The organism is Pseudomonas sp. OV226 (genome assembly GCF_003148705.1).
GTDB lineage: Bacteria > Pseudomonadota > Gammaproteobacteria > Pseudomonadales > Pseudomonadaceae > Aquipseudomonas.
Map to the genome: position 1 here is coordinate 117,252 of NZ_QGGS01000015.1, position 21,011 is coordinate 138,262.

Annotated in this window: 21 protein-coding genes; 12 read left to right on the top strand and 9 right to left on the bottom strand. The window is 58.0% G+C overall.

Annotated elements, in window-relative coordinates; genetic code table 11:
* Position 1: 1 nt before the first annotated feature.
* From C7534_RS21670 to C7534_RS21690, 5 genes are all read left to right on the top strand, one after another.
* On the top strand, positions 2–580 hold the full coding sequence (locus C7534_RS21670) for a hypothetical protein (protein WP_046033100.1): 579 nt from the start codon (positions 2–4) through the stop codon (positions 578–580).
* Between the two features lie 63 nt (positions 581–643).
* Positions 644–1,657, top strand: coding sequence for a heme utilization protein (locus C7534_RS21675; RefSeq protein ID WP_109786987.1), 1,014 nt, complete (start codon positions 644–646; stop codon positions 1,655–1,657).
* A 64-nt stretch (positions 1,658–1,721) separates the two neighbouring features.
* Positions 1,722–2,402: a C39 family peptidase gene (locus C7534_RS21680; RefSeq protein WP_109786988.1), complete on the top strand. Its 681-nt coding sequence runs from the start codon at positions 1,722–1,724 to the stop codon at positions 2,400–2,402.
* 26 nt (positions 2,403–2,428) lie between these two features.
* Positions 2,429–3,199 (top strand): hypothetical protein, encoded by a 771-nt coding sequence (locus tag C7534_RS21685; protein WP_109786989.1) that lies wholly within the window; start codon positions 2,429–2,431, stop codon positions 3,197–3,199.
* A gap of 45 nt (positions 3,200–3,244) precedes the next feature.
* Complete coding sequence (locus tag C7534_RS21690) at positions 3,245–4,549, top strand: hypothetical protein (RefSeq protein WP_109786990.1); 1,305 nt, start codon at positions 3,245–3,247, stop codon at positions 4,547–4,549.
* A gap of 69 nt (positions 4,550–4,618) precedes the next feature.
* Here C7534_RS21690 and C7534_RS21695 read toward each other — a convergent pair whose 3' ends face one another.
* Complete coding sequence (locus tag C7534_RS21695) at positions 4,619–5,944, bottom strand: sigma-54 dependent transcriptional regulator (protein WP_046033095.1); 1,326 nt, start codon at positions 5,942–5,944, stop codon at positions 4,619–4,621.
* 343 nt (positions 5,945–6,287) lie between these two features.
* Between C7534_RS21695 and C7534_RS21700 the strand changes: the two genes are divergently transcribed.
* The 3 genes from C7534_RS21700 (at position 6,288) to nhaB (ending at position 9,697) form a co-directional block, all read left to right on the top strand.
* The gene (locus tag C7534_RS21700) at positions 6,288–6,554 is read left to right on the top strand and encodes a hypothetical protein (protein WP_109786991.1); all 267 of its coding nucleotides are present in this window, start codon (positions 6,288–6,290) and stop codon (positions 6,552–6,554) included.
* A 274-nt stretch (positions 6,555–6,828) separates the two neighbouring features.
* On the top strand, positions 6,829–8,118 hold the full coding sequence (locus C7534_RS21705) for a hypothetical protein (RefSeq protein WP_109786992.1): 1,290 nt from the start codon (positions 6,829–6,831) through the stop codon (positions 8,116–8,118).
* 76 nt (positions 8,119–8,194) lie between these two features.
* Entirely contained in the window at positions 8,195–9,697 is a 1,503-nt protein-coding gene (gene nhaB / locus C7534_RS21710) for a sodium/proton antiporter NhaB (protein ID WP_046033092.1), read from the top strand.
* A 26-nt stretch (positions 9,698–9,723) separates the two neighbouring features.
* On the opposite strand, the gene C7534_RS21715 is transcribed toward nhaB, so the two are convergent.
* The 3 genes from C7534_RS21715 to gnd are packed head-to-tail and all read right to left on the bottom strand — an operon-like array spanning position 9,724 to position 13,042.
* The gene (locus C7534_RS21715; RefSeq protein ID WP_046033091.1) at positions 9,724–10,545 is read right to left on the bottom strand and encodes a Cof-type HAD-IIB family hydrolase; all 822 of its coding nucleotides are present in this window, start codon (positions 10,543–10,545) and stop codon (positions 9,724–9,726) included.
* Positions 10,542–12,065 carry a glucose-6-phosphate dehydrogenase gene (gene zwf / locus C7534_RS21720; protein ID WP_109786993.1) on the bottom strand — a complete coding sequence of 508 codons (1,524 nt, stop codon included), beginning with the start codon at positions 12,063–12,065 and terminating at the stop codon, positions 10,542–10,544. The genes C7534_RS21715 and zwf overlap by 4 nt, the downstream gene beginning before the upstream one ends.
* Entirely contained in the window at positions 12,062–13,042 is a 981-nt protein-coding gene (gnd, locus tag C7534_RS21725) for a phosphogluconate dehydrogenase (NAD(+)-dependent, decarboxylating) (protein WP_046033089.1), read from the bottom strand. Before gnd ends, zwf begins: the two co-directional genes overlap by 4 nt.
* Before the next feature lie 271 nt (positions 13,043–13,313).
* On the opposite strand from gnd, the gene C7534_RS21730 reads away from it, so the two are divergent.
* The 3 genes from C7534_RS21730 (at position 13,314) to C7534_RS21740 (ending at position 15,800) form a co-directional block, all read left to right on the top strand.
* Positions 13,314–13,496, top strand: a complete 183-nt coding sequence (locus C7534_RS21730; protein WP_109786994.1) for a DUF6026 family protein — start codon at positions 13,314–13,316, stop codon at positions 13,494–13,496.
* 176 nt (positions 13,497–13,672) lie between these two features.
* Entirely contained in the window at positions 13,673–15,409 is a 1,737-nt protein-coding gene (locus C7534_RS21735) for a phosphoethanolamine transferase CptA (RefSeq protein ID WP_109786995.1), read from the top strand.
* 181 nt (positions 15,410–15,590) lie between these two features.
* Complete coding sequence (locus C7534_RS21740; protein ID WP_046033086.1) at positions 15,591–15,800, top strand: hypothetical protein; 210 nt, start codon at positions 15,591–15,593, stop codon at positions 15,798–15,800.
* Between the two features lie 70 nt (positions 15,801–15,870).
* On the opposite strand, the gene C7534_RS21745 is transcribed toward C7534_RS21740, so the two are convergent.
* The 5 genes from C7534_RS21745 to C7534_RS21765 form a co-directional block, all read right to left on the bottom strand.
* Entirely contained in the window at positions 15,871–16,362 is a 492-nt protein-coding gene (locus C7534_RS21745) for a GNAT family N-acetyltransferase (protein ID WP_046033187.1), read from the bottom strand.
* Positions 16,363–16,464: 102 nt separating this feature from the next.
* Positions 16,465–17,046 (bottom strand): DinB family protein, encoded by a 582-nt coding sequence (locus tag C7534_RS21750; protein WP_109786996.1) that lies wholly within the window; start codon positions 17,044–17,046, stop codon positions 16,465–16,467.
* Between the two features lie 18 nt (positions 17,047–17,064).
* Positions 17,065–18,183, bottom strand: coding sequence for a cell division protein ZapE (zapE, locus tag C7534_RS21755; RefSeq protein ID WP_109786997.1), 1,119 nt, complete (start codon positions 18,181–18,183; stop codon positions 17,065–17,067).
* 238 nt (positions 18,184–18,421) lie between these two features.
* A complete protein-coding gene (locus C7534_RS21760; RefSeq protein WP_109786998.1) occupies positions 18,422–18,763 on the bottom strand; it encodes a nuclear transport factor 2 family protein in 342 nt (113 codons plus the stop codon).
* A gap of 52 nt (positions 18,764–18,815) precedes the next feature.
* Positions 18,816–19,532: a helix-turn-helix transcriptional regulator gene (locus C7534_RS21765; protein ID WP_109786999.1), complete on the bottom strand. Its 717-nt coding sequence runs from the start codon at positions 19,530–19,532 to the stop codon at positions 18,816–18,818.
* Between the two features lie 203 nt (positions 19,533–19,735).
* Here C7534_RS21765 and C7534_RS21770 point away from each other — a divergent pair, with 203 nt between their 5' ends.
* The gene (locus C7534_RS21770) at positions 19,736–20,788 is read left to right on the top strand and encodes an aldo/keto reductase (protein ID WP_109787000.1); all 1,053 of its coding nucleotides are present in this window, start codon (positions 19,736–19,738) and stop codon (positions 20,786–20,788) included.
* Positions 20,789–21,011: the final 223 nt, after the last annotated feature.

Genomic DNA, 21,011 nt, shown 5'->3' on the forward strand with positions numbered 1-21,011 from the left:
CATGAATCGCAGCCTCATTTTCCTCGCCCTGTTCGCCAGCGCAAGCGCCATGGCCGACTCCGGCGTCGCCAGCATGAACAACGCCAACATCCAGGATTCCGGCGTCCAGTACAAAGGCAACTTCAACGTCAACCAGGCGGCCGGGGATCAGTTGCAACAAACCAACACCCGGGCTATCGCCATCGGCACCAATGCCGGCGCGTCCACCCACATCAACCAGAAAATCGATACCCCCGCCAACCCTTCGATGAACGCTACTTCCACGATCGGTGGCACCTCTTTCAGTAATGGCAACGGTGTACTGGGCGTTAACCAGAGCGCCGGGGCCAACAACCAAATGGCCAACGCAATGCGCGTCAGCATCAGTGCTGCACCGCAGAGCGTCGACGATAGCGCCCTTTCCCAACAGAACGTGGCGTTGTTACCAAACTCAGGAGCAACTGGACCCCAAACCGGCAGTCGCCAGGTCGTTACCAGCGACCAGGCCTTCACCGGCAGCCGGGGGATTATCCAGGTGAACCAGAGTGCTGGGGTGGGGAACCGAATGGCTAACACCCTCAGCATCCGGGTCGCTGACTGACCCAAACGCAGTGCGATTAGAAAGTACCAACACTTAACCAACTAATAAGCACGGAGAAACACCATGAAACCTACAATGGCCTTAAAACCACTGGTTTTCGCTCTCGCAGCAGTGATGGCAATCGCAGCACAAGCAGGCGGTCGTGATGATGATCACGGTCATGGCAACGGTCACGGCAACGGGCATAACAACCATCAGCCTAAACACCCTACTTTTGAAGAAATGCTTTCAATCTCTGCCGGTGCCGGCGCCACTGTGATGGACCAACAGGACAGCAGTGACAACGGGGTATTGAACCAAGGCACCAAAAACGACGCTAGAGCTGACAGCTCGTTGAATAACTCCAACGGCAACATGGGCGCCAACGTTGCAGCCGGTGACGGCAACCAACAAGACAACGCCGCCGCTTTGGCCACTGCTGACGAAAGCTTTATCTTCGGCTCCGCAGTCGCTATTTCCAGCGCGACTCAAAACAACACCGGCAACACCGTTCTCAACTACTCTAATACCAACAACGCAAACCTGAACAACGCAGGCAATAGTGGCTCAGGCAACATTGGCATCAACGTGACGGCTGGCGATTTCAACCAACAGAAAAACAACCTGGCCATTGCTGTATCCGGCGGTCGTGTAGCCGCAGCAGCAGCCGAAGCCAACCAAACCTCGACGGGCCTGTCCGTGTCTAACTATGGCACTGAGACCTTCAAAAAAGACGAGCTCAAAGGCACCTTCTCTGCTCATGGCAAGTTCTATGCTTCAGGCAAAGCAGTGTCCAAACCAGCTGACGATGATCATGGCCACGGCTATGGTAATGACAACAAAGGCGGTCATGGAGACCACGACGGTGGCACAGTCAAATCTGACTTCACTGCAGTCGGCACCTTCGATCTGGCCGGTGTGACCACTCAACAAGTGCTGACCCCTGATGGCTGGAAAAACCCTGTGACCAACAATGCAAGCATGACTAACTCGATGAACAACTTCTCCGGTAATGGCGGAGCCAACGTATCAGCCGGTAACGGCAACCAACAAAGCAACTCGCTGTCCATCGCCGCAGGTTGCAAAGCCTGCCTGTAATCGCGATCGCAATGAAAGCCCCGGAAACGGGGCTTTTCCACAGTCCCAAAAGGCGTAATCGATCATGCGCAAGACTGCCCTTTTCGCCCTACTCTGCCTGTCTGGCCTGACTCAGGCTGCACAGATGCCAGTAGCCGCCCTGCCTGGCGGCGTGCTGGTCTATAAGCAGGTACAGAGTTTGCGTGAGCGCAAGTTTGCCGACATCGTCGAACAGAAAACCGATTTCAGCTGCGGCGCCGCCGCACTGGCCACGGTGTTACGCCAGGCTTATTGGCTCGACGTCGATGAGGAGCACATCATCAAAGGCATGCTGGTCAACGCTGACCAGAACCTTGTTCGTACTCAAGGTTTCTCCATGCTGGACATGAAGCGCTACATAGAAAGCATCGGCATGCGCGCCAGGGGCTACAAGATCCCACCTGAAAAGCTGGATTCAGTAACGATTCCGGTGGTGGTACTGATGGAAATTCGCGGCTACAAGCATTTCGTGGTGATGCAGCGTGCGGACAAGCAGTGGGTCTACATCGGAGACCCGGTACTCGGACACAAACGCTACTCCCATGATGACTTTGTCAAAGGTTGGAACGGCATAGTCTTCGCTATCGTAGGTCCCGGTTACGACAAAACCAATGCATTACGCAGTCCACCGGTACCGCTGACAGCCAAGAACAAGCTGGATACCTTCAACCCTGTCAGAGATGCTGAGTTGATGGATTTTGGTTTCATACAGAGCGACTTCTTTTAATCGCCAAATGATGATATTGGAGCAGGATGCTCCGGGAGCAGCAGATGAAAACCTCATACTGGCTGGCCGCTGTGTGTCTGGCAGCGAGCGCATCAGGCTATGCCAATGGATTCAAGCCAATCGAAGTAAAGGATCAGGAACTCGCCCAGTTGCGCGGTCGTTATGTGATGCCGGGCCGTATTATCAGCTTCGGCGTTGTAATGAGCAGTACCTGGCGCAATGCCAGTGGTGACGTCATCGGGGCGGCGACGTCCATGCAGATCCAGGCGGCAACGATCAAACCCGAATTCTATGTATCAACCATCAAACAATCAGGCAATTCCGGTCCTGGCGGTACACCTGAACAAGGCACCGGCAATGTAGTCGGCGGCGCTGGACTGTCCACCAGCCAGGGCATTACCCAAAGCGTGCGTGCAGCTGGCGATAGCAACACCGCTTACAACAACGTTTCGATCGATGTGAAGGAAGCTAACCAGGCACCGGCGCTTGTACCGGGGCAGGGCCAGGCTTTGCTGGCAGGGCAAACGATCAGCGGCAGCAACGCCGCCGGTAGCGTGGCAGTGACTGCCACTGGGGGTGGCGTTCAAATGGCAATTACTGCCAACAACAATCAAGGCAACGCGTTGCAACAAGTGGCCCAGGGCGGATTGCTCCAAAACACCCGGCTGATGGGCAACAGCAACATGGTTAACAACCTTACCCAGCTCAACGTAGTACTCAATAATAATGGCCCGAGTGCTGGCGCATTGGACTGCAACCTGACCCAACTTAACGCCCTCCGTACCTTGGGATATTGAACTACGCTCAGTCTCGATCATTGGGTTTAAAGGGACGGCTTATTCATGTATCGATCAGTATCACTGCGTGCAGTTGTTTGTCTGAGTGCTCTATTTCCGGCCGCCGTGCTTCATGCGGCACCCAACTCGGATGTAGAGGCCTTGAAGCAGGAACTTCTGGAGCTAAAGCAACGATACGAAGTACAACAAAAAGCCCTGGCGGTGCTCGAACAACGGGTCCGCCAGGTAGAGGATCAACCCGCAGCTCCCCCACCGAAACGCCTGGCCAAGTCGCCAGCCGACATGAGAGGGAACGCGGTAGCCGCAGGGACTGGCGCAGCAGCAGCATCGGGGGGCGCAGCCGGGGGCAGCGGCAGTTCTTATGGCCAGTCGCTGGCCGATGATTCACAACCGGCACAGAGTGTGTCCAACCTGTATGACGAAGCCAGCGGGTTCTTTGGCGGCGGCAAATTCAGCGTCGAGACCGGGATCACTTACTCCCGATACGACACCCGCCAGCTGATCCTCAACGGTTTCCTGGCACTGGACTCGATCTTCCTGGGCAACATCAACCTCGACCGGATCAAGGCCGATACCTGGACGCTCGATCTCACCGGTCGCTACAACTACAACAACCGCTGGCAGTTCGACCTGAACGTGCCGGTGATTTACCGCGAGTCGACTTATCAGTCCGGCGGCGGCAACCAGGGCGCGGCCAACGTTACAACCGAAGACACGGTCACCAGAGACCCGACGATTGGCGACGTGAACTTCGGGATCGCCTACAAGTTCCTGGACGAATCGGTGAATACCCCGGATGCCGTTGTCACCTTGCGGGTCAAGGCGCCGACCGGCAAGGACCCGTTCGGGATCAAGCTGCGTCAGACCGATGCCAACACCAACCTGTTCGTGCCTGACACCCTGCCAACCGGTAACGGCGTCTGGTCGGTCACCCCGGGTATTTCGCTGGTCAAAACCTTCGATCCGGCGGTGTTGTTCGGCAGCTTGTCTTACACCCACAACTTCGAAGAATCCTTCGACGACATCAGCGCTACCGTCAACCAGAAAACGCCAGGCAAAGTACAAATCGGCGACAGCTTCCAGATCGGCGCTGGTATTGCGTTCGCGCTGAACGAAAAGATGAGTATGTCGTTCTCGGTGTCCGACCTGGTGCAGCGCAGAAGCAAGCTGAAACAGGATGGGGGTGACTGGGAATCCGTGGTCGCCAGCGATGCCAACGCCGGTTATTTCAACATCGGCATGACCATTGCTGCTACCGACAACCTGACCATCGTACCCAACCTGTCCATGGGCATGACGGACGATGCCCCGGACTTCCAGTTCAGCCTGAAATTCCCTTACTACTTCTAACTGTTTCAAGCCCAAGGAAAAGGCCCGCTGCGACGTCAATCGCAGCGGGCCTTTTCGTTTCACCGCGCCCTAGCGGATCTGGTGCTTGTGCAGCAATCGGTAGAAAGTCGGTCTGGAAACGCCCAGGACCCTGGCGGCAACGCTCAGGTTGTCACTGTGCCGATTGAGTACATCGCACAGTGCCTGGCGCTCGGCACGGGTCTTGTAGTCTTCGAGGGTGCCCATGGGGGTGGCAAAGGCTTGCTGGCTGATCAACCCCAAGTCTCGCGCTTCGATCTGCCGCCCCTCGGCGAGCACCAACCCGCGCCGCACCCGATTGGCCAGTTCACGGACATTGCCCGGCCAATCATGTTTGCCCATGGCAATCAGTGCGTCTTCGCTGAAACTGCGAGGCCGTCGGCCGGTTTCGTGGCTGTAGAAATGGGAGAAGTGGTTGGCCAGCATCGACAGGTCGCCGTGACGTTCACGCAGAGGTGCCGTCACCACTTGCAGGACGTTCAGGCGGTAATATAAATCTTCACGAAAACGCTTCTTCTCAATGGCGGCCTCAAGGTCGACGTGCGTCGCCGCCAAAACCCGCACATCCACCGGAATCGGCTGACTCCCACCTACGCGTTCGATGTGTTTTTCCTGTAGGAAACGCAACAGATTGGCTTGCAGTTCCAGCGGTAAATCGCCGATTTCATCAAGGAATAATGTGCCGCCGTTCGCGGCTTCTATCCGCCCGACCTTGCGCTGGTGAGCGCCGGTGAAGGCGCCTTTTTCATGGCCAAACAACTCGGACTGGATCAAATGTTCTGGAATCGCACCGCAGTTGATCGCCACAAAGGGTTTGCTGTGACGCTGGGACTGCCGGTGCAGCGTGCGCGCGACCAATTCCTTGCCCGTGCCGCTTTCACCGCGGATCAAGACCGGTGATTCGGTCGGTGCCAATTTGCTCAGCAACTTGCGAAGTTCGCGAATCGGTTTGCTGTCGCCCAGTAGTTCGTGTTCTGGCTGATCGATGTGAATCGTGCCCTGCCCACGCAGGCGCGCCATGCCGAATGCCCGCCCCAGCGTGACCTGAACCCGAGAGACGTCAAAGGGCAAAGTATGGAAGTCGAAAAACCATTCGCACACGAAGTCCCCGACATTCTGCAAGCGCAGGACTTCCTGGTTAAGGACCGCGATCCACTCGGTGCCGCTGCGGCTGATCAGTTCTTTGACGGCTTCGGGACGTTCCAGATGAAAGGGCTGTAATCGCAACAAGCCGACGTCGCAGGTTCTATCGGCGGCGTTCTCCAGGGAACAGCTATCAACATCCCACCCCACCGAGCGCAAACCCGGTAACAGACGATGGCAGTCGTCACAGGGGTCTACTACTAACAGACGTCGTAACGCAGGCGCTTCGATCATGACTGTTCCTTGGCGCCAAATTTTAGGAAATATTAGTAAAAACAGTCATTTGGCGGACTTGGCTGTAACATTAGCAAGAATTTGACACACCCTTGTATCGATTGACTATAGAGAGGCTGCTTAAACAGTTATAAGAACGACTTGGTTAGTGACCTAACGAGTTGAACCTTTCATTCAGCTTTCAAATCAATACCCCTGCATTGAGTATATGAAAGAAAGTTGAAATTTCTTTTGTTTGTGTGTGACCTGACCCCATGTTGGGGGCATCAGTACAAGTAACCAGCCGAACGGTAAGCCCAACCGACGGCAGATCACTTGATTGGGCACACAGAGAGAAAATCCTATGACCGCCCCGCTCCGTATCAACGAAGCTCTTTTGATTGCCGACCGCGCTTTTAAACCTTTCCAATGCGTGGCCTGGGCCCCACAAGACGGCAATGGTGAACTCAGCATCACCGTCATCGACCGCACCAACACCCACATTAGCCGCGCCCAAATCCCTAGCAGCGAGTATTCCGACCCTGCGCAACTCGAACACCTGCTGCAGCAGGCACGCGCCGAGTTGAGCGAGAAAGGTTATCAGCTGCAATCATGGTCCATGCCGCACTAAGGGTCTCTGCGGACTACTTCAACGTAGTCCGCCCCCTTGCCTTCTTTTAGTTGGCTGTTTTAACAGTTACAGCGCATCCAACACTCTAACTTTTTCGCCTCGAATTACTTGGCGCACTTGTCTTTGGTTCGAAAAGACACTGTTCTGGCACAGTGCGACCCTCCGCCTGTTAGTTATGACAGTTGTGTGATTGCCCATTCAGGGATTGAATGTTTCACACAGGCAGTTGCCCTCCCGCCCCCCGGTTTCGGACAGCTCGCAAGGAGAGGCGCGCATGCCACACCAGACTGCTTTTGCCCTACCTGTATCGCGGTATACGGCTGGCGATCTCGATAATAGTTTCGCCGCCCGCGGTAAAGCCCAGGTGTATTTCGCCGGGAGTACGTCAAGTATCGCCAACAGCGTGGAAATTGACTCCAGTGGCCGCGTGCTGGTGGCGGCGACGGTTGGCCTGCGAGGTGGTAACTGCTTTGGCCTGGCCCGTTTACTGGAAGACGGTTCGGCGGACCTCGCATTTGGCCATAACGGCAGCGTTATCGGGCAGTTCCAGCGCGGCTTCGAAGCCATGGCGGGCAAAGTGCATCTGTTGGCCAACGGACACATTCTGGTGGCCGGGCTGCACTATGAAGACACTCACCGAACGCTTCCAGCCTTGGCGCTGTTCGATTCCCAAGGTCACCCGGTCAGGCATTTTGGTGACAATGGGATCAGTGTCATTCGCCTGCCGGGAAACTTGTCCCTGGGCACCCGCGATGTCTGGCTTCCCCCTGGCGTTCCAGGCGCCGAAGCCTGCGACGTGCAAGTGCTGGCTGACGGCGGGATTCTGCTGCTGGCCAACCACCATTTTGAACTGGCCGATCATGTCGGCCTGTTGATACGCCTTACCCGCCATGGCCAATTGGATACGTCCTTCAATGGCCGCGGCTTTGTCATCGTCCGGCACCTGCTGATGAACTCCTGGCTCAGTAGCCTCATGGTGCAACGAGACGGCCGGATCATGGTCGGCGGATCGATTAATTTCCCCGTGGAAGGTTTACTGGCGCGCTACCTCCCCGATGGCCGTCTGGATGACTCTTTCGCCGTGGATGGCTTTATGTCGTTCAGGGCTGAAGAGCGGGGCGCTCAGGTCAACCAGGTCATCGAGATGGAAAATGGCGACCTGCTGTGCTTTGGCAGCAGCCGCGACCCGATGCACTGCCTGGCCTTCAAACTACACAGCAATGGCCGCCCCGATGTTCACTGCAACGGCGGCCAGCCACAACTACTGAACATCGGTCACAGCGGTTGCCAATGGACCGCCGCCCGGCATCAGGTAGATGGTCGAGTGCTGGCAGTTGGCGCCACAAACGGCGGCGTCGAAGCCGATTTCCTTTTAGCCCGGTATTTGCCGGGTGGGCAGCTGGACCCCGGTTTCGCCGAAGGCACCTGCTGGGTTCGCACCCGCCTGGGCCGCAGCCTGGATACCGCTATGTCGGTAGCGGTTCAAGCTGATGGAAGAATCGTCGTAGGCGGTTATTCGCTGGATGGCAACTACAAGGCCGTTGTGGTGCGCTATCTCGGGTAATCCATTACCTTTCCCGGACTTGATATTCCCATCTTGTTACGGCAAGTTGCGCGCTTCTTTAAACAAGGAGTAGCCGATGTCCGGTTCAATGGCCCAGGCGTTCGCGCACAACTTTCTCGGCCACTCACCTCGCTGGTACAAGGCGAGCATTCTCGGTTTCCTGATTCTCAACGCACTGGTGCTGTGGACCGTCGGCCCCGTTGCGGCCGGTTGGCTGCTGGTGCTGGAGTTCATCTTTACCCTGGCCATGGCACTCAAGTGTTACCCGCTGATGCCCGGCGGGTTGCTGCTGATTGAAGCCCTGCTGCTTAAAATGACCACGGCACAGGCGCTTTATGACGAACTGGTGCATAACTTTCCGGTCATCCTGCTGTTGATGTTCATGGTGGCCGGCATCTACTTCATGAAAGACCTGCTGCTGTTTCTGTTTTCGCGCTTGCTCCTGGGGGTTCGCTCCAAGGCGCTGTTGTCGTTGATGTTCTGCTTTCTCTCGGCATTCCTCTCGGCCTTCCTTGACGCATTGACCGTGACCGCGGTGATTATCAGTGCGGCCGTGGGGTTTTATTCGGTGTATCACCGCGTTGCCTCGGGCAATGATCCTCGCCAGGACAGCGAGTACAGCGATGACCAGCAATTGCCCACGCTTCACCATGGCGACCTCGAACAGTTTCGTGCCTTTCTGCGCAGTCTTTTGATGCACGGTGCCGTCGGCACGGCGTTAGGCGGTGTCTGCACACTGGTGGGTGAACCGCAGAACCTGCTGATCGGCCATGAGATGGGCTGGCATTTCTCCGATTTCTTTTTGAAAGTTGCCCCCGTCTCACTGCCGGTACTGGCCGCCGGTTTGTTGACCTGCGTGCTCCTGGAAAAACTGCGCTGGTTCGGCTACGGCACACTGCTGCCGGACAACGTTCGGGCGGTGCTGGCCAACTTTGCCGCCGAAGACAACGCCGAGCGCACTTCGCGCCAGCGTGCCGCCTTGCTGGTGCAGGGTGCCGCCGCGTTGATCCTGATTGCAGGGTTGGCGTTTCACATCGCGGAAGTCGGCCTGATCGGCTTGATGGTGATCGTGTTGATCACGGCCTTCACCGGCATCACCGACGAGCACCGTATCGGCAACGCCTTCAAGGACGCCATGCCCTTCACCGCGTTACTGGTGGTGTTTTTTGCGGTGGTCGCGGTGATTCACGACCAGCAATTGTTCACACCGCTGATCCAGTGGGTACTGGCACTGCCAGCCGACCAGCAACCGGGCATGTTGTTTATTGCCAATGGCTTGCTGTCAGCTATTAGTGACAATGTGTTTGTGGCGACCATTTACATCACCGAAGTGAAACGCGCCTTCATCTCCGGCCACATGAGCCGTGAACACTTCGAGACACTGGCCATTGCGATCAATACCGGGACGAACCTGCCCAGCGTGGCGACGCCCAATGGACAAGCCGCGTTTCTGTTTTTGCTGACCTCGGCAATTGCCCCGCTGATTCGCCTGTCGTACGGCTGCATGGTGTGGATGGCGTTGCCGTACACCGTGGTGATGGGTGTTCTTGGGTGGTACGCCGTTAGTTTCTGGCTGTAACACAGAACAATAACTGTAGGAGTTAGTCAGCGAGCGAGGATATAGCGCTCGATCGCCTGGGCAGCACCGTCTTCGGTGTTAGGCCCGGTCACCACATCCGCCTGGCGCTTGACGGCCTCCTCCGCCTGCCCCATGGCAATCGACAACCCGGCACGATGAAACATCGCCGGGTCATTGCCACCATCGCCCAGCGCGGCAGTCTGTTCCAGCGGCACACCGAGATGCTCGGCCAGTGTCGCCAGCGCCGCGCCCTTGTTCGCCTGCATCGCGGTCACGTCCAGATACACCGGTTGTGAGCGCGAGACCTGGGCCTGGCCTGCGACATTGGCCAGCAATTGCGCTTCCAGTTCGATCAGCAACCCGGTGTTGTTGCTCGCTGCGACAATCTTGTCGATGCGCTCCAGGTAAGGTTCAAAACTCTCCACCACTATGGGCGGATACCCCAGGCCATGCTGTTCCCGGGGAACCATGGGGCCGTTTGCATCCTTCAGCAGCCAGTCGCCGCCGCTGAACACCCAGACTTCGATGTCCGGCAGATCGGCGAACAGCGTCAATGTGGTGAGCGCAGCCGTCGCCGGCAAGTAATGGGCAACCAGCAAACTCCCGTCCGGATTGACGATCGTGCCGCCATTGAACGCCGCCGTCGGCAGATCGACACCCAACGCTTCAATCTGCTGCAACATCGCTTTGGGCGGGCGCCCGGTGGCCAGGCTGAACAGCACGCCCGCCTCGCGCAGCGAACGTACCGCCGCAATGGTGCGCTGGCTGAGCGTGTGATCAGGCAGCAGCAAGGTGCCGTCCATGTCACTGAGCAGAAAACGGATGGGCTGCTGCGTTTCCCCCTTCATCCGAGGCTGTGCCAAACGCGACCGTCACGGGCCAGCAGCTCGTCGGCGGCTGCCGGGCCGTCTTCACCGGCCGCGTAACTCTGGACCGTTGCGTCCTGCTGCCAGGCATCGAGGAACGGCTGCACGGCGCGCCAGCCATTCTCGATATTGTCGGCGCGCTGGAACAGCGTCTGATCGCCCGTCAGGCAGTCGTAGATCAGCGTTTCGTAGCCGGTGGACGGCTGCATTTCGAAGAAATCCTTATAGGCAAAACCCAGCTCGATATTGGCCATGTTCAAGGCCGGGCCCGGTCGTTTGGCCAACAGGTCGAACCACATGCCTTCGTTGGGCTGGATCTGGATCCGCAGATAGGTCGGTTGCAACTCATCGACCTCGGTGTCGCGAAATTGGGCATACGGCGCCGGTTTGAAACAGATGACAATCTCGGTGTCGCGCACGCTCATGCGTTTGCCCGTGCGCAGGTAGAACGGCACGCCGACCCAGCGCCAGTTGTCGATCATGACTTTGAGCGCGACGTAGGTTTCGGTATTGCTGTCGGGCGCCACGTTGTTTTCCTGGCGATACCCCGGCAACGGCTTGCCGTCGACTTCGCCCGTGGCGTATTGACCGCGAATCGAATTGGCTCGGGCGTCTTCGGTAGACCAAGGGCGAATGGCCCCCACGACTTTGGCTTTTTCACCGCGTACCGCATCAGCGCCAAACGCCGCTGGCGGTTCCATTGCCACCATCGCCAGGAGCTGGAACAGGTGGTTGGGCACCATGTCCCGCAGGGCGCCGGTGTGTTCATAAAAACTGCCACGGGTTTCCACGCCGACGGTTTCGGCGGCAGTTATTTGCACGTGGTCGATGTAATGATTGTTCCAGAACGCTTCGAACAGGCTGTTGGAAAACCGGCTGATCAGAATGTTCTGTACGGTTTCCTTGCCCAGGTAGTGATCGATCCGGTAGATCTGGTTTTCCGTCATCACTTTGAGCAAGCAGGCATTCAAGGCTTCTGCGGTTTGCAGATCGGACCCGAACGGTTTTTCGATGACCACCCTTCTGAATGCGTCGGGTGTTTCCACCAGCAAGCCTGCGGCGCCGAGGCGACGCACCACTTCGCTGAAGAAACGTGGCGCGGTGGCCAGGTAGAACACCGCATTGCCAGTGCCGCTGGCGGCGATTTTCGCCGCCAGCGCTTGATAAGTGCTGTCGTCCAGGAAGTCGCCCTGGACGTAGCTGATGCCTTTGGCCAGCTTGGCCCACACCTGCGGGTCAAGGGCTTGATCGCCCTTGCCCGACTTGGCCGCCCTTTCGCTTCGAATGAAATCTTCGAGCTTGCGAGCGAAGGCTTCGTCAGTAATGGCGTTGTGATCCACGCCGATGATCCGCAAGCCATCACCCAGCAAACCATCGCGACTCAGGTTGTACAACGCCGGCATCAGCAGGCGCTTGACCAGGTCACCGTGGGCACCGAACAGGAATAACGTGGTGGGCGGTGCGGGTTCTGCCTTGGATTTCTTGCGGATCGCGTGGGTCATTTTTTCGCAGTCTCCACATGGCCGCCGAAGCCGAAGCGCTGGGCCGAGAGAATCTTGTCACCAAAGGTGCCTTGCCCACGCGAACGGTAGCGCGAGAACAGCGAGTTCGACAGTACCGGTACCGGCACCGATTGCTCCATGGCGGCTTCGATGGTCCAGCGACCTTCACCGCTGTCAGCCACGGAACCGGAAAAACCGTCGAGTTTCGGATCGCTGGCCAGCGCGTCGGCCGTCAGGTCGAGCAGCCAGGACGACACCACGCTGCCACGACGCCAGACTTCGGCGATGTCGCCGACGTTCAGATCAAAGCGCTGATCTTCCGGCAGGTTGGTGCTGGACTTGGTTTTGAGGATATCGAAACCTTCGGCAAAGGCCTGCATCATCCCGTACTCGATGCCGTTGTGGATCATCTTCACGAAGTGGCCTGCACCTGCGGGGCCGGCGTGGATGTAGCCACGTTCGGCGCGATCGTCATCGGACTTGCGGTCCTTGGTGCGCGGGATATCACCCATGCCAGGTGCCAGGGTATCGAACAGCGGATCAAGGCGCTTAACCACCTCGGCATCGCCGCCGATCATCATGCAGTAGCCGCGTTCCAGGCCCCAGACGCCGCCGGAAGTGCCAACGTCGATGTAGTGCAGGCCTTTTTCCGACAAGGTTTTCGCCCGGCGGATGTCGTCCTTATAGAAGGTGTTGCCGCCGTCGATGATGGTGTCGCCGGCTTCGAGCAAGGTGCTCAGGGTGTCGATGGTGTCTTCGGTCGGCGCGCCGGCCGGCAACATGACCCAGACCGCACGCGGTTTGGCCAGGCCAGCCACCAGGGCCGGCAAGTCTGCGGCGCCCTTGGCGCCCTCGGCAGTCAAGGTGTCGATGAAGGCGGTATTGCGGTCGTAAACGACAGTGGTATGCCCATTGAGCATCAGGCGCCGCGCAATATTGCCGCCCATGCGGCCCAGTCCAATGATCCCGAGTTGCATGTGCTGATGCTCCCTACTACAAATAAAGTGTGTCAAAGGTATAGCCCAACGTGACTCATGGGGTTAGTCCAGAGCGTTGGCACATAGTTTCCGGGCATTGTGCCCGATCCTGATGGATAACGTCGGTAATCGCGCCGAAGACACAACGACCATGAAAAATAAAAAAGTTCCCTTGAGGGGCAAAAGAAATCAAAATCAGCGCCGATAGTAGATCAGCACCTGATTGCAGGGGGCGGTTCTACAGTTGAGTCAACCATTTGCGAGGTGAGCAATGGGCACAGTACACGCAGCACGGCCAGCACAAACCCTTTACGTCACGATCCATCGTGATGAGTTGCGTCAGCTAAAAGAAGAGCGCGACCTCTTGAAGCAGGAACTTGCGAAACTGCGCCAGTTGACTCAAGGCACCCAATCACCACCCCTGCCCGTCACCCAGCACGCCCCCCACGCCTGATCTGCTCAGGTGATTCGGAAACAGTCTCGAACTGTTTCCGACCTCGTTTTTCACAATTTTTTCACATTTGCCTATTGATACTGCCGCCCCCCTTATTGCCGCTCGGTTTTCGGGTGGTTTCTGTTCGTCGGCAATGGATGGTTCGACGTTGAAGTGATTTCTGGCTGGAGCGTTGAATGGCATTGTTTAAACGCAGCAACACGTCTGCGAAAGGTCTCGATTGGGCAGCACTTCTCTGGTTATTCCTGTTCTTCTGGTATTTTTCCGGTATCACTCAATTACTCATTCAACTGACCGGCACCTCGGGCTTTTCCGGGTTTCGCCAGGCCTTTGTGATGAGCGCCATCTGGCTTGCACCGATGCTGTTGTTCCCTAAACAGACGCGTGTGATGGCGGCAGTGATCGGCGTCGTGCTGTGGGCCTGTTCGATGGCCAGCCTGGGTTATTTCTTTATCTACCAACAGGAATTTTCCCAGAGCGTCATCTTCATCATGTTCGAATCGAACATCTCTGAAGCCGGCGAGTACATGACCCAGTATTTCGCCTGGTGGATGGTCGCTGCATTCCTTGCCCATACGCTGTTCGCTTATTTCCTGTGGACCCGCTTGCGCCCGGTGGTCCTGCCGCGCTGGCAGGCACTGGTTGCCGCGACGGCGATCGTGATCGCCGTGGTTGGTTACCCGCTGGTCAAACAGACCGCGCGCACCGGCAGTTTCGCGGAAGGTTTCGATAAGTTCGAAACCCGCATCGAGCCCGCCGTGCCTTGGCAGATGGCCGTGGCCTATCACCGCTACCTGGAAACCCTGGCTGGCATGCAAGACATGCTGCACAGCGCAAGCAAGATCCCCCCGTTGAAAAACCTGACGGACACGATGGCCAACCAGCCCGCGACCCTGGTGCTGGTGATCGGCGAGTCCACCAACCGTCAGCGCATGAGCCTCTACGGTTACCCGCGCGAGACCACGCCGGAGCTGGACAAGCTTAAAGATCAACTGGCGGTCTTCGACAACGTCATCACCCCACGCCCTTACACCATCGAGGCGTTGCAGCAGGTGCTGACTTTCGCCGACGAAGAACACCCGGACCTTTACCTGTCTACGCCGTCGCTGGTCAGCATGATGAAACAGGCGGGCTACAAGACGTTCTGGATCACCAACCAGCAGACCATGACCAAGCGCAACACCATGCTGACAACCTTCTCCGAGCAGGCCGACGAGCAGGTGTACCTGAACAACAACCGCAATCAGAACGCCGCCCAGTACGACGGCGATGTCATCGAGCCGTTCAACAAGGCACTGGCCGATGCCGCACCGCGCAAGCTGATCGTTGTGCATTTGCTCGGTACGCACATGAGCTACCAGTACCGTTACCCGCCGACGTTCGACAAGTTCACCGACCGCAAAGGCGTGCCGGACGGCGTGCGCGACGATCAGGTGCCGACCTACAACAGCTATGACAATGCCGTGTTGTACAACGACTTCGTCGTATCGAGCCTGATCAAGGACTACGCCAAGTCCGACCCGAACGGCTTCCTGCTGTACCTCTCCGACCACGGTGAAGATGTGTTTGACTCCGTGGGGCACAGCACCCTCGGGCGCAACGAGAACAAGCCGACTGCGCCGATGTACACCATTCCGTTCATGGCCTGGGCTTCGCCGAAATGGCGTGAAAACCATGACTGGAGCTTTGCCGCCGACCTGAGCAGGCCTTACAGCAGCTCGCAACTGATTCACACCTGGGCCGACCTGGCCGGGTTGAGTGCTGATGAACTGGACCGCAGCAAAAGCCTGGTCAGTGACAGCTTCAAGCCGCGCCCACTGATGATCGGCAACCCTTACGAGCGTGAGGCCCGCCCGCTGATCGACTTCAGTTTGATGAAGCCTAAAGTGGCTCCAGCCGTCGTTAAACAGTAGCTCCATTCAGGGGCCGGTTCCGGCCCCTTTTTGTTGCGCATCGCGCAGTTCCTCCTCCCCCTTTTCAATCACGGGCGCCCGGCTCTGGCGTGCTCATTCCCATTTGACGGAATCGGCAGATAATGTCCCTGCGACATAGCTTCATGGACGAAAGGCCCTGAACCCGTAATGGGAGGCACCCATGAAATATACGACCCTGATCGTTGCTGGCCTGATGACGTTCGGCTCTGCCACTGCCTTTGCAGAATACGGCTCCGAACGCATGCAGTATTACTACGAGACTTTGCATCTCGCGCAGCAAAAGGCAAATGGCTTTGAGGTCAAAAACATTGAACTGCGCGTCCCCAGCGATCAAACCGCACAAATGACCGAATCCTACAGACCGAAGTAATCGAAGCCAGCCGGGCGTCCTGATGGACGCCCTTTTTTATGCCTGCTCGAAAGCGCTCAAGTGCCCCCGGTTAAAGGTTCTTGGTCCAGAACAGCATGCGGCCATGGGCCGGGTCGAACATGCCAGCGGCAAAACCGAACTTGCCGTAAGACGCTTGCGCGACGGCGTTACCTTCAAGGACTTCCAGGGTGATCTTGCAGCAGCCACGCTGGCGGGCAATGTCTTCAACTTTTTGCAGCATTTTCTGGCTCAGGCCCAGGCCACGAAACTGCGGCACCACCGACACGTCGTGAACGTTGACCAGCGGTCGGCAGGCAAAGGTCGAAAAGCCTTCGAAGCAGTTGACCAGCCCCGCCGGTGCACCGTCGACAAAGGCCAATACACTGAAGGCGTGGGGACGCTTGGCCAGCTCCCCCGGCAACTGCTGCAGAATATCTTCGGGCAACGAATGCCCTCCGCCCATCGGGTCTTGGGCATAGGCATTGAGCACCACGCCAATGGCTTCGGCATGCACCGGGTTGGTATAGCTGGCCTGAAGTACAAGAATGTCTGCGGATTCCATTTCCATTGTCGCTATCCCATCAAGTAGTTCCGGCGCGTCACTCGCGCCGCGAAGTCGATGGACAGTATCGCGAGTCGTCATCATCGACAACCTGAACCTGCCTCAAACACCCCATATCAGCGTCTCGGTCCATCCCAACTCGGCAAAGTCCGCCGCTCTCAGCCCCGACTCGCCGGCACAGAAAAACTCGTCCAGTTGAGGCGGTGCGACCGAGGTGCCGCTGAGCATGGCATGGACCTGGCCGCGATGATGAATCTGGTGCTCAAACAGATGAGACAACAAGCGCAGACGGCTGTCGTGTTGCGGTGTGTCCCGGGCAATGGTCACGACTCGCCCCAAATCTGCATCGCGCAGTTGCTCGCAGTAAGCGATCAGTCGATTGTCCACCAGTGATTGCTCACGCTTGAGATCTGCTCCGAGGGTGAACGGCTCATCCACTTTGAAAAACACGTAGCAATCGGGGTGCGGATCGTCACCGCGCAATTCGCGTTCCAGCGCATCCACGTAAAACCAGTCGCACGTCAGGATGTGATTAAGGGTGGCAAAAACACTGGGGAAGAAGCTGACGCGTGGCGCCGCCAGTTCCGCCGGACTCAATTGACGCCAGGCGTTGGCGAGTCGATGGTTGGCCCAGGCATTTTGATAGGCCATGGTCAGCAAGTGATGAGACAAGGGTTGATGCATGATCGCGGCTCCCAAGTATCAAGCGTCGGCAAAACGCTTTAGCTGCATTTCCTGTAACCGGCTCAAGGTGCGGCGGAACGGGAACTCCAGATACCCCTGCGTGTACAGGGCCTCCATCGGCACCTGCGCTTCGAGGTACAGCGGCACCTTGCGGTCGTAGCACTCGTCCACCAGCGCAATGAAACGCCGCACGCCATCGTCGTTGACTGACAGTTGCGGCAACTCACGGTCCCCCGCCACGACGCGCTCGACACCGTCTTCGGTACCTCGGGCGATACGTCCTTCACGTTTTTTGGCGCTGAGGTTCGGCACTTCACTCAACAGGATAGCGCTGTAGGTGTCACACAGCGCCATGAAGTCCATCGCCGAAAAAGGCTGCTCGCACAGGTCGGTATAACGACACCACAGCACGCTGGCACTGGCTTGAACGACATTGACGCAACGGTAGCCAACCGTGACCGGCTCGCTGGACACTGTCTGGCCGACGGTCAACGCCTTGAACACGTCGCCGAGCGCGTCGGGATGCGCGGCATCGGTCACCCAGTAACGCTGCAAGGCAGTGCCCGGATGCAGGCGATGATCTTCGCTGCCTTCCACGGCGATCACCTGCATGTGTTGCTTGATCGCCTCAATGGCGGGCACGAAGCGGTCACGATTAAAGCCATCGGCATAGAGCTGATCCGGCGGCTGATTGGACGTACACACCATCACCATGCCTTGCTCGAACATCACTTGGAACAAGCGCCCGAGAATGATCGCGTCGCCGATATCGTTGACGAACAGCTCGTCAAAACACAGCACCCGCACTTCCTGGCTCAACTCGCGCGCCAACGCCTTCAAGGGGTCGGCGGTGCCAGTCAGTTGAAACGACCGCTGGTGCACCCAGCCCATGAAATGGTGGAAGTGTTGACGCCGGGCCGGCACGCGCAGGCTTTGATAGAACTGATCCATCAACCAGGTCTTGCCGCGCCCGACCGGCCCCCACAGGTAGACGCCAGTGATTGGCGTGTGACCTTCAAGCAACGCTTCGTGGCATTTTTGCAGCGCCCACACCGCGTGTTCCTGGGCTTCGTCCTGGACGAAACCCAAGTGTTCAACGGCGTGTTGCCAGGCGCTTAACGGAGAGTCGACATTCATGCGCGGGAGTATACGTCCGATCTGTAACCACTGCCGAACGCCGCACACGGGCTGTAGCAGCTCGGCCTGTAGCAGCTGCCGAGCCTGCGAGGCTGCGTCCGGCGACGCAGTCGTCGTAAACCCTGCGAATGCGGTTTTCCTGTTACACCGCAGAGCCTGATTTCACGACGACTGCGTCGCCGAACGCAGCCTCGCAGGCTCGGCAGCTGCTACAGCACGAACGCAGACACGGTAGCTGCTACAGAGAGATGTCCAGCCGGGCGATCTTGCCCTGGTCGTTAAGGCGGAACATGTAACGCAACTCAAGCGGGCTGCCGGGAAACGTACCGGAGATCAGGTTGTGTACCAGCACTTTGCCCGTGCGCTGCTGCACATCCAGCACCTCGACCCGGGGTTGATAGCGCTGCGCGGTGTCTTCCATCCATTGGGCAATCGCGCGGGTGCCGATCTGGTGCTGACCCTCATCGAACACATTGGCGTCCTCGGCAAAAAAACTGGCGACCCTGGAGGTGTCACGCGCATTGGCGGCGGCAATGTAAGCAGCGATGGCGGGCGCCAGTGAAGAGGCGGGATTGGACATGTTTGCGGCTCCTTGTCAGTTGATTCTGGAGCCATGCTAAAACAAGCCTGTGTCAGTTCTTGTCAGGAGTGAAACGCCCGGCCTCATCCAGTTGCATCTGCTTGCGCCAGATACGCAGCAAGTCACTACGCCGCCCCGGATATCGCTCGCCCTGCTCATTGGCGGCCGAAATCCGGTCGGTGCGAAAGGTCCGATAGGCACTGCGTAATTCGCACCAGGCAACAATGATCCGCACTTCATTGAGAAACCCCAACGCCAGCGGCCAGATCAGCCGTTGGCTAGGCACCTTGTTGGCGTCTGCGTAGTCGATGCTCAGCTTGGACTGGTCGCGGATGGCCTGGCGAAACACGCCCAACGGCACGGCATTTTCCGGATAGCCATAACCGGGCGGGCCCGGCAGCACCGTCGGGTTGCGCAACGCGTCCTGGGCTTCAGGGGCCAGTACGGCGGCAATCTTGGCCAAGGCGTCGGCTGCCGCTTTGCTCAACACCTCGTCACCGCGCTGATCGACGTAGCGCAAACCCAGCACGATGGCTTCGGTTTCGTCGGCATTGAGCATCAAGGGCGGCAGAAACAGACCGCTGCGCAGCACATAACCGACCCCTGCTTCGCCGAAAATCGGTGCGCCAAGCGCCGTCAGTTCGGCGATATCGCAGTACAGCGTGCGTTCGGAAATCTCCAGTTCGCTGGCGAGCGTTGCCGCCGTCACCGGCCGACTCTTGCCCCGCAGCACTTGCAACAACGTGAGTAGACGAGTGGTTCGCGACACGATGGGCAGGCTCTTTCTGAAAAAGTTGTCGGAGCTTAGCAGAGGCCCCTGTCAGAAAGTGGCAGCAGCGAGTGGGTCCGTTGGTCGCTTGTTTGGCCTCCATGGAAAAGCGTGTTGACGCCATAGATTACCGGCATCATATTTAATACATGTCGCAAAACATCTATATTAAATCCCGGCGTTTTTCCTTCAGGAGTCACCCCATGCATTACAAAGTTTTTGGTCGCAAAACCGGCTTGCGCGTTTCGGAATTGGCGTTGGGCGCCGGTAACTTCGGCACCGGTTGGGGGCATGGCGCGGAACGTGACGAAGCCAAGCGTATTTTCGACGGCTACCTGGAAGCCGGCGGCAATTTCATCGACACCGCCAACGGCTATCAGGCCGGACAATCTGAAGTGATGCTCAGCGAATTTATCGCAGCAGAGCGCGATCGCCTGGTCATCGCCAGCAAATACACCTTGGGGACGACACCGTCGGCGAGCATTTCCCACACTGGCAACAACCGCAAAAACATGGTCCGCGCCGTCGAAGAAAGCCTGAAGCGGCTCAAAACCGATCACCTGGACGTGTTCTGGGCGCACATGAGCGATGGCGTGACACCGATGGAAGAAATCCTGCGCGGCTTCGACGACCTGGTGCGCGCCGGCAAGATCCATTACGCCGGGCTGTCAAACTTTCCGGCATGGCGCATCGCCCGCGCCGACGTGTTGGCCGAGGTGCGCGGTTTTGCACCCATTACGGCGATTCAAGTGGAATACAGCCTGGCCGAACGTACCGCCGAGCGTGAACAACTTCCGATGGCCGAAGCCTTGGGGCTGGCCGCGACGTTATGGTCGCCGCTGGGTGGCGGGTTCCTCACCGGCAAGTACCGCTCCAACGATGGCGACAACCGCGGGAACAAACTCGGCATCCTGATCCACGCGGAAAAAGGCGCCCGCGAAACAGCCCTCCTTGACACGTTGCTCGCCGTTGCGGCCGAGCTGGAGGCCAGCCCGACGCACGTAGCCATTGCCTGGTTGCGCGCAAAAGCCCAGCGTTCGACTACCGCGCTGATTCCGATTCTGGGGTCGCGCACCCGTGAGCAACTGGACGCGACGCTCGGTGCGCTGAATGTGCAACTGAGCGTGGATCAATTGGCGCGACTGGATGGCGTCAGCGATGTGGCCAAAGGTGTGCCGCACGAAACACTTGCCGGATCGTTTTCACGGTTTAGCGGTGACCAAACCCTCGACCTGCCGATCATCCCGGTGGCCTGACACACATCAAACCTGTAGGAGCGAGCAGGCTCGCTCCTACATCTATGGTTACCCCCTTTTCTGCAATACTGTTTTTGATGTCGTGTTTGGCTTGCTTTCATCTATCCGGCGTCTGAGTGGGGCTGTCACCCCGCGCCTCGATGAGAATCGATGCCCAACGACCCTAATTAGTGGAACGGCCTTACAGCCGTGTAGGAGCTCAGGGTTGTCGTCAGGCCGGTTG

What these genes read in the sequence shown, in the direction of transcription:
- gnd (WP_046033089.1), bottom strand. Translation starts at nt 13,042, where the DNA reads ATGCAACTCGGGATCATTGGACTGGGCCGCATGGGCGGCAATATTGCG.
- C7534_RS21670 (WP_046033100.1), top strand. Translation starts at nt 2, where the DNA reads ATGAATCGCAGCCTCATTTTCCTCGCCCTGTTCGCCAGCGCAAGCGCC.
- C7534_RS21690 (WP_109786990.1), top strand. Translation starts at nt 3,245, where the DNA reads ATGTATCGATCAGTATCACTGCGTGCAGTTGTTTGTCTGAGTGCTCTA.
- C7534_RS21680 (WP_109786988.1), top strand. Translation starts at nt 1,722, where the DNA reads ATGCGCAAGACTGCCCTTTTCGCCCTACTCTGCCTGTCTGGCCTGACT.
- zwf (WP_109786993.1), bottom strand. Translation starts at nt 12,065, where the DNA reads ATGACCCACGCGATCCGCAAGAAATCCAAGGCAGAACCCGCACCGCCC.
- C7534_RS21715 (WP_046033091.1), bottom strand. Translation starts at nt 10,545, where the DNA reads ATGAAGGGGGAAACGCAGCAGCCCATCCGTTTTCTGCTCAGTGACATG.
- C7534_RS21750 (WP_109786996.1), bottom strand. Translation starts at nt 17,046, where the DNA reads ATGCATCAACCCTTGTCTCATCACTTGCTGACCATGGCCTATCAAAAT.
- C7534_RS21730 (WP_109786994.1), top strand. Translation starts at nt 13,314, where the DNA reads ATGGGCACAGTACACGCAGCACGGCCAGCACAAACCCTTTACGTCACG.
- C7534_RS21745 (WP_046033187.1), bottom strand. Translation starts at nt 16,362, where the DNA reads ATGGAATCCGCAGACATTCTTGTACTTCAGGCCAGCTATACCAACCCG.
- nhaB (WP_046033092.1), top strand. Translation starts at nt 8,195, where the DNA reads ATGTCCGGTTCAATGGCCCAGGCGTTCGCGCACAACTTTCTCGGCCAC.
- C7534_RS21685 (WP_109786989.1), top strand. Translation starts at nt 2,429, where the DNA reads ATGCTCCGGGAGCAGCAGATGAAAACCTCATACTGGCTGGCCGCTGTG.
- C7534_RS21760 (WP_109786998.1), bottom strand. Translation starts at nt 18,763, where the DNA reads ATGTCCAATCCCGCCTCTTCACTGGCGCCCGCCATCGCTGCTTACATT.
- zapE (WP_109786997.1), bottom strand. Translation starts at nt 18,183, where the DNA reads ATGAATGTCGACTCTCCGTTAAGCGCCTGGCAACACGCCGTTGAACAC.
- C7534_RS21695 (WP_046033095.1), bottom strand. Translation starts at nt 5,944, where the DNA reads ATGATCGAAGCGCCTGCGTTACGACGTCTGTTAGTAGTAGACCCCTGT.
- C7534_RS21705 (WP_109786992.1), top strand. Translation starts at nt 6,829, where the DNA reads ATGCCACACCAGACTGCTTTTGCCCTACCTGTATCGCGGTATACGGCT.
- C7534_RS21735 (WP_109786995.1), top strand. Translation starts at nt 13,673, where the DNA reads ATGGCATTGTTTAAACGCAGCAACACGTCTGCGAAAGGTCTCGATTGG.
- C7534_RS21770 (WP_109787000.1), top strand. Translation starts at nt 19,736, where the DNA reads ATGCATTACAAAGTTTTTGGTCGCAAAACCGGCTTGCGCGTTTCGGAA.
- C7534_RS21675 (WP_109786987.1), top strand. Translation starts at nt 644, where the DNA reads ATGAAACCTACAATGGCCTTAAAACCACTGGTTTTCGCTCTCGCAGCA.
- C7534_RS21700 (WP_109786991.1), top strand. Translation starts at nt 6,288, where the DNA reads ATGACCGCCCCGCTCCGTATCAACGAAGCTCTTTTGATTGCCGACCGC.
- C7534_RS21740 (WP_046033086.1), top strand. Translation starts at nt 15,591, where the DNA reads ATGAAATATACGACCCTGATCGTTGCTGGCCTGATGACGTTCGGCTCT.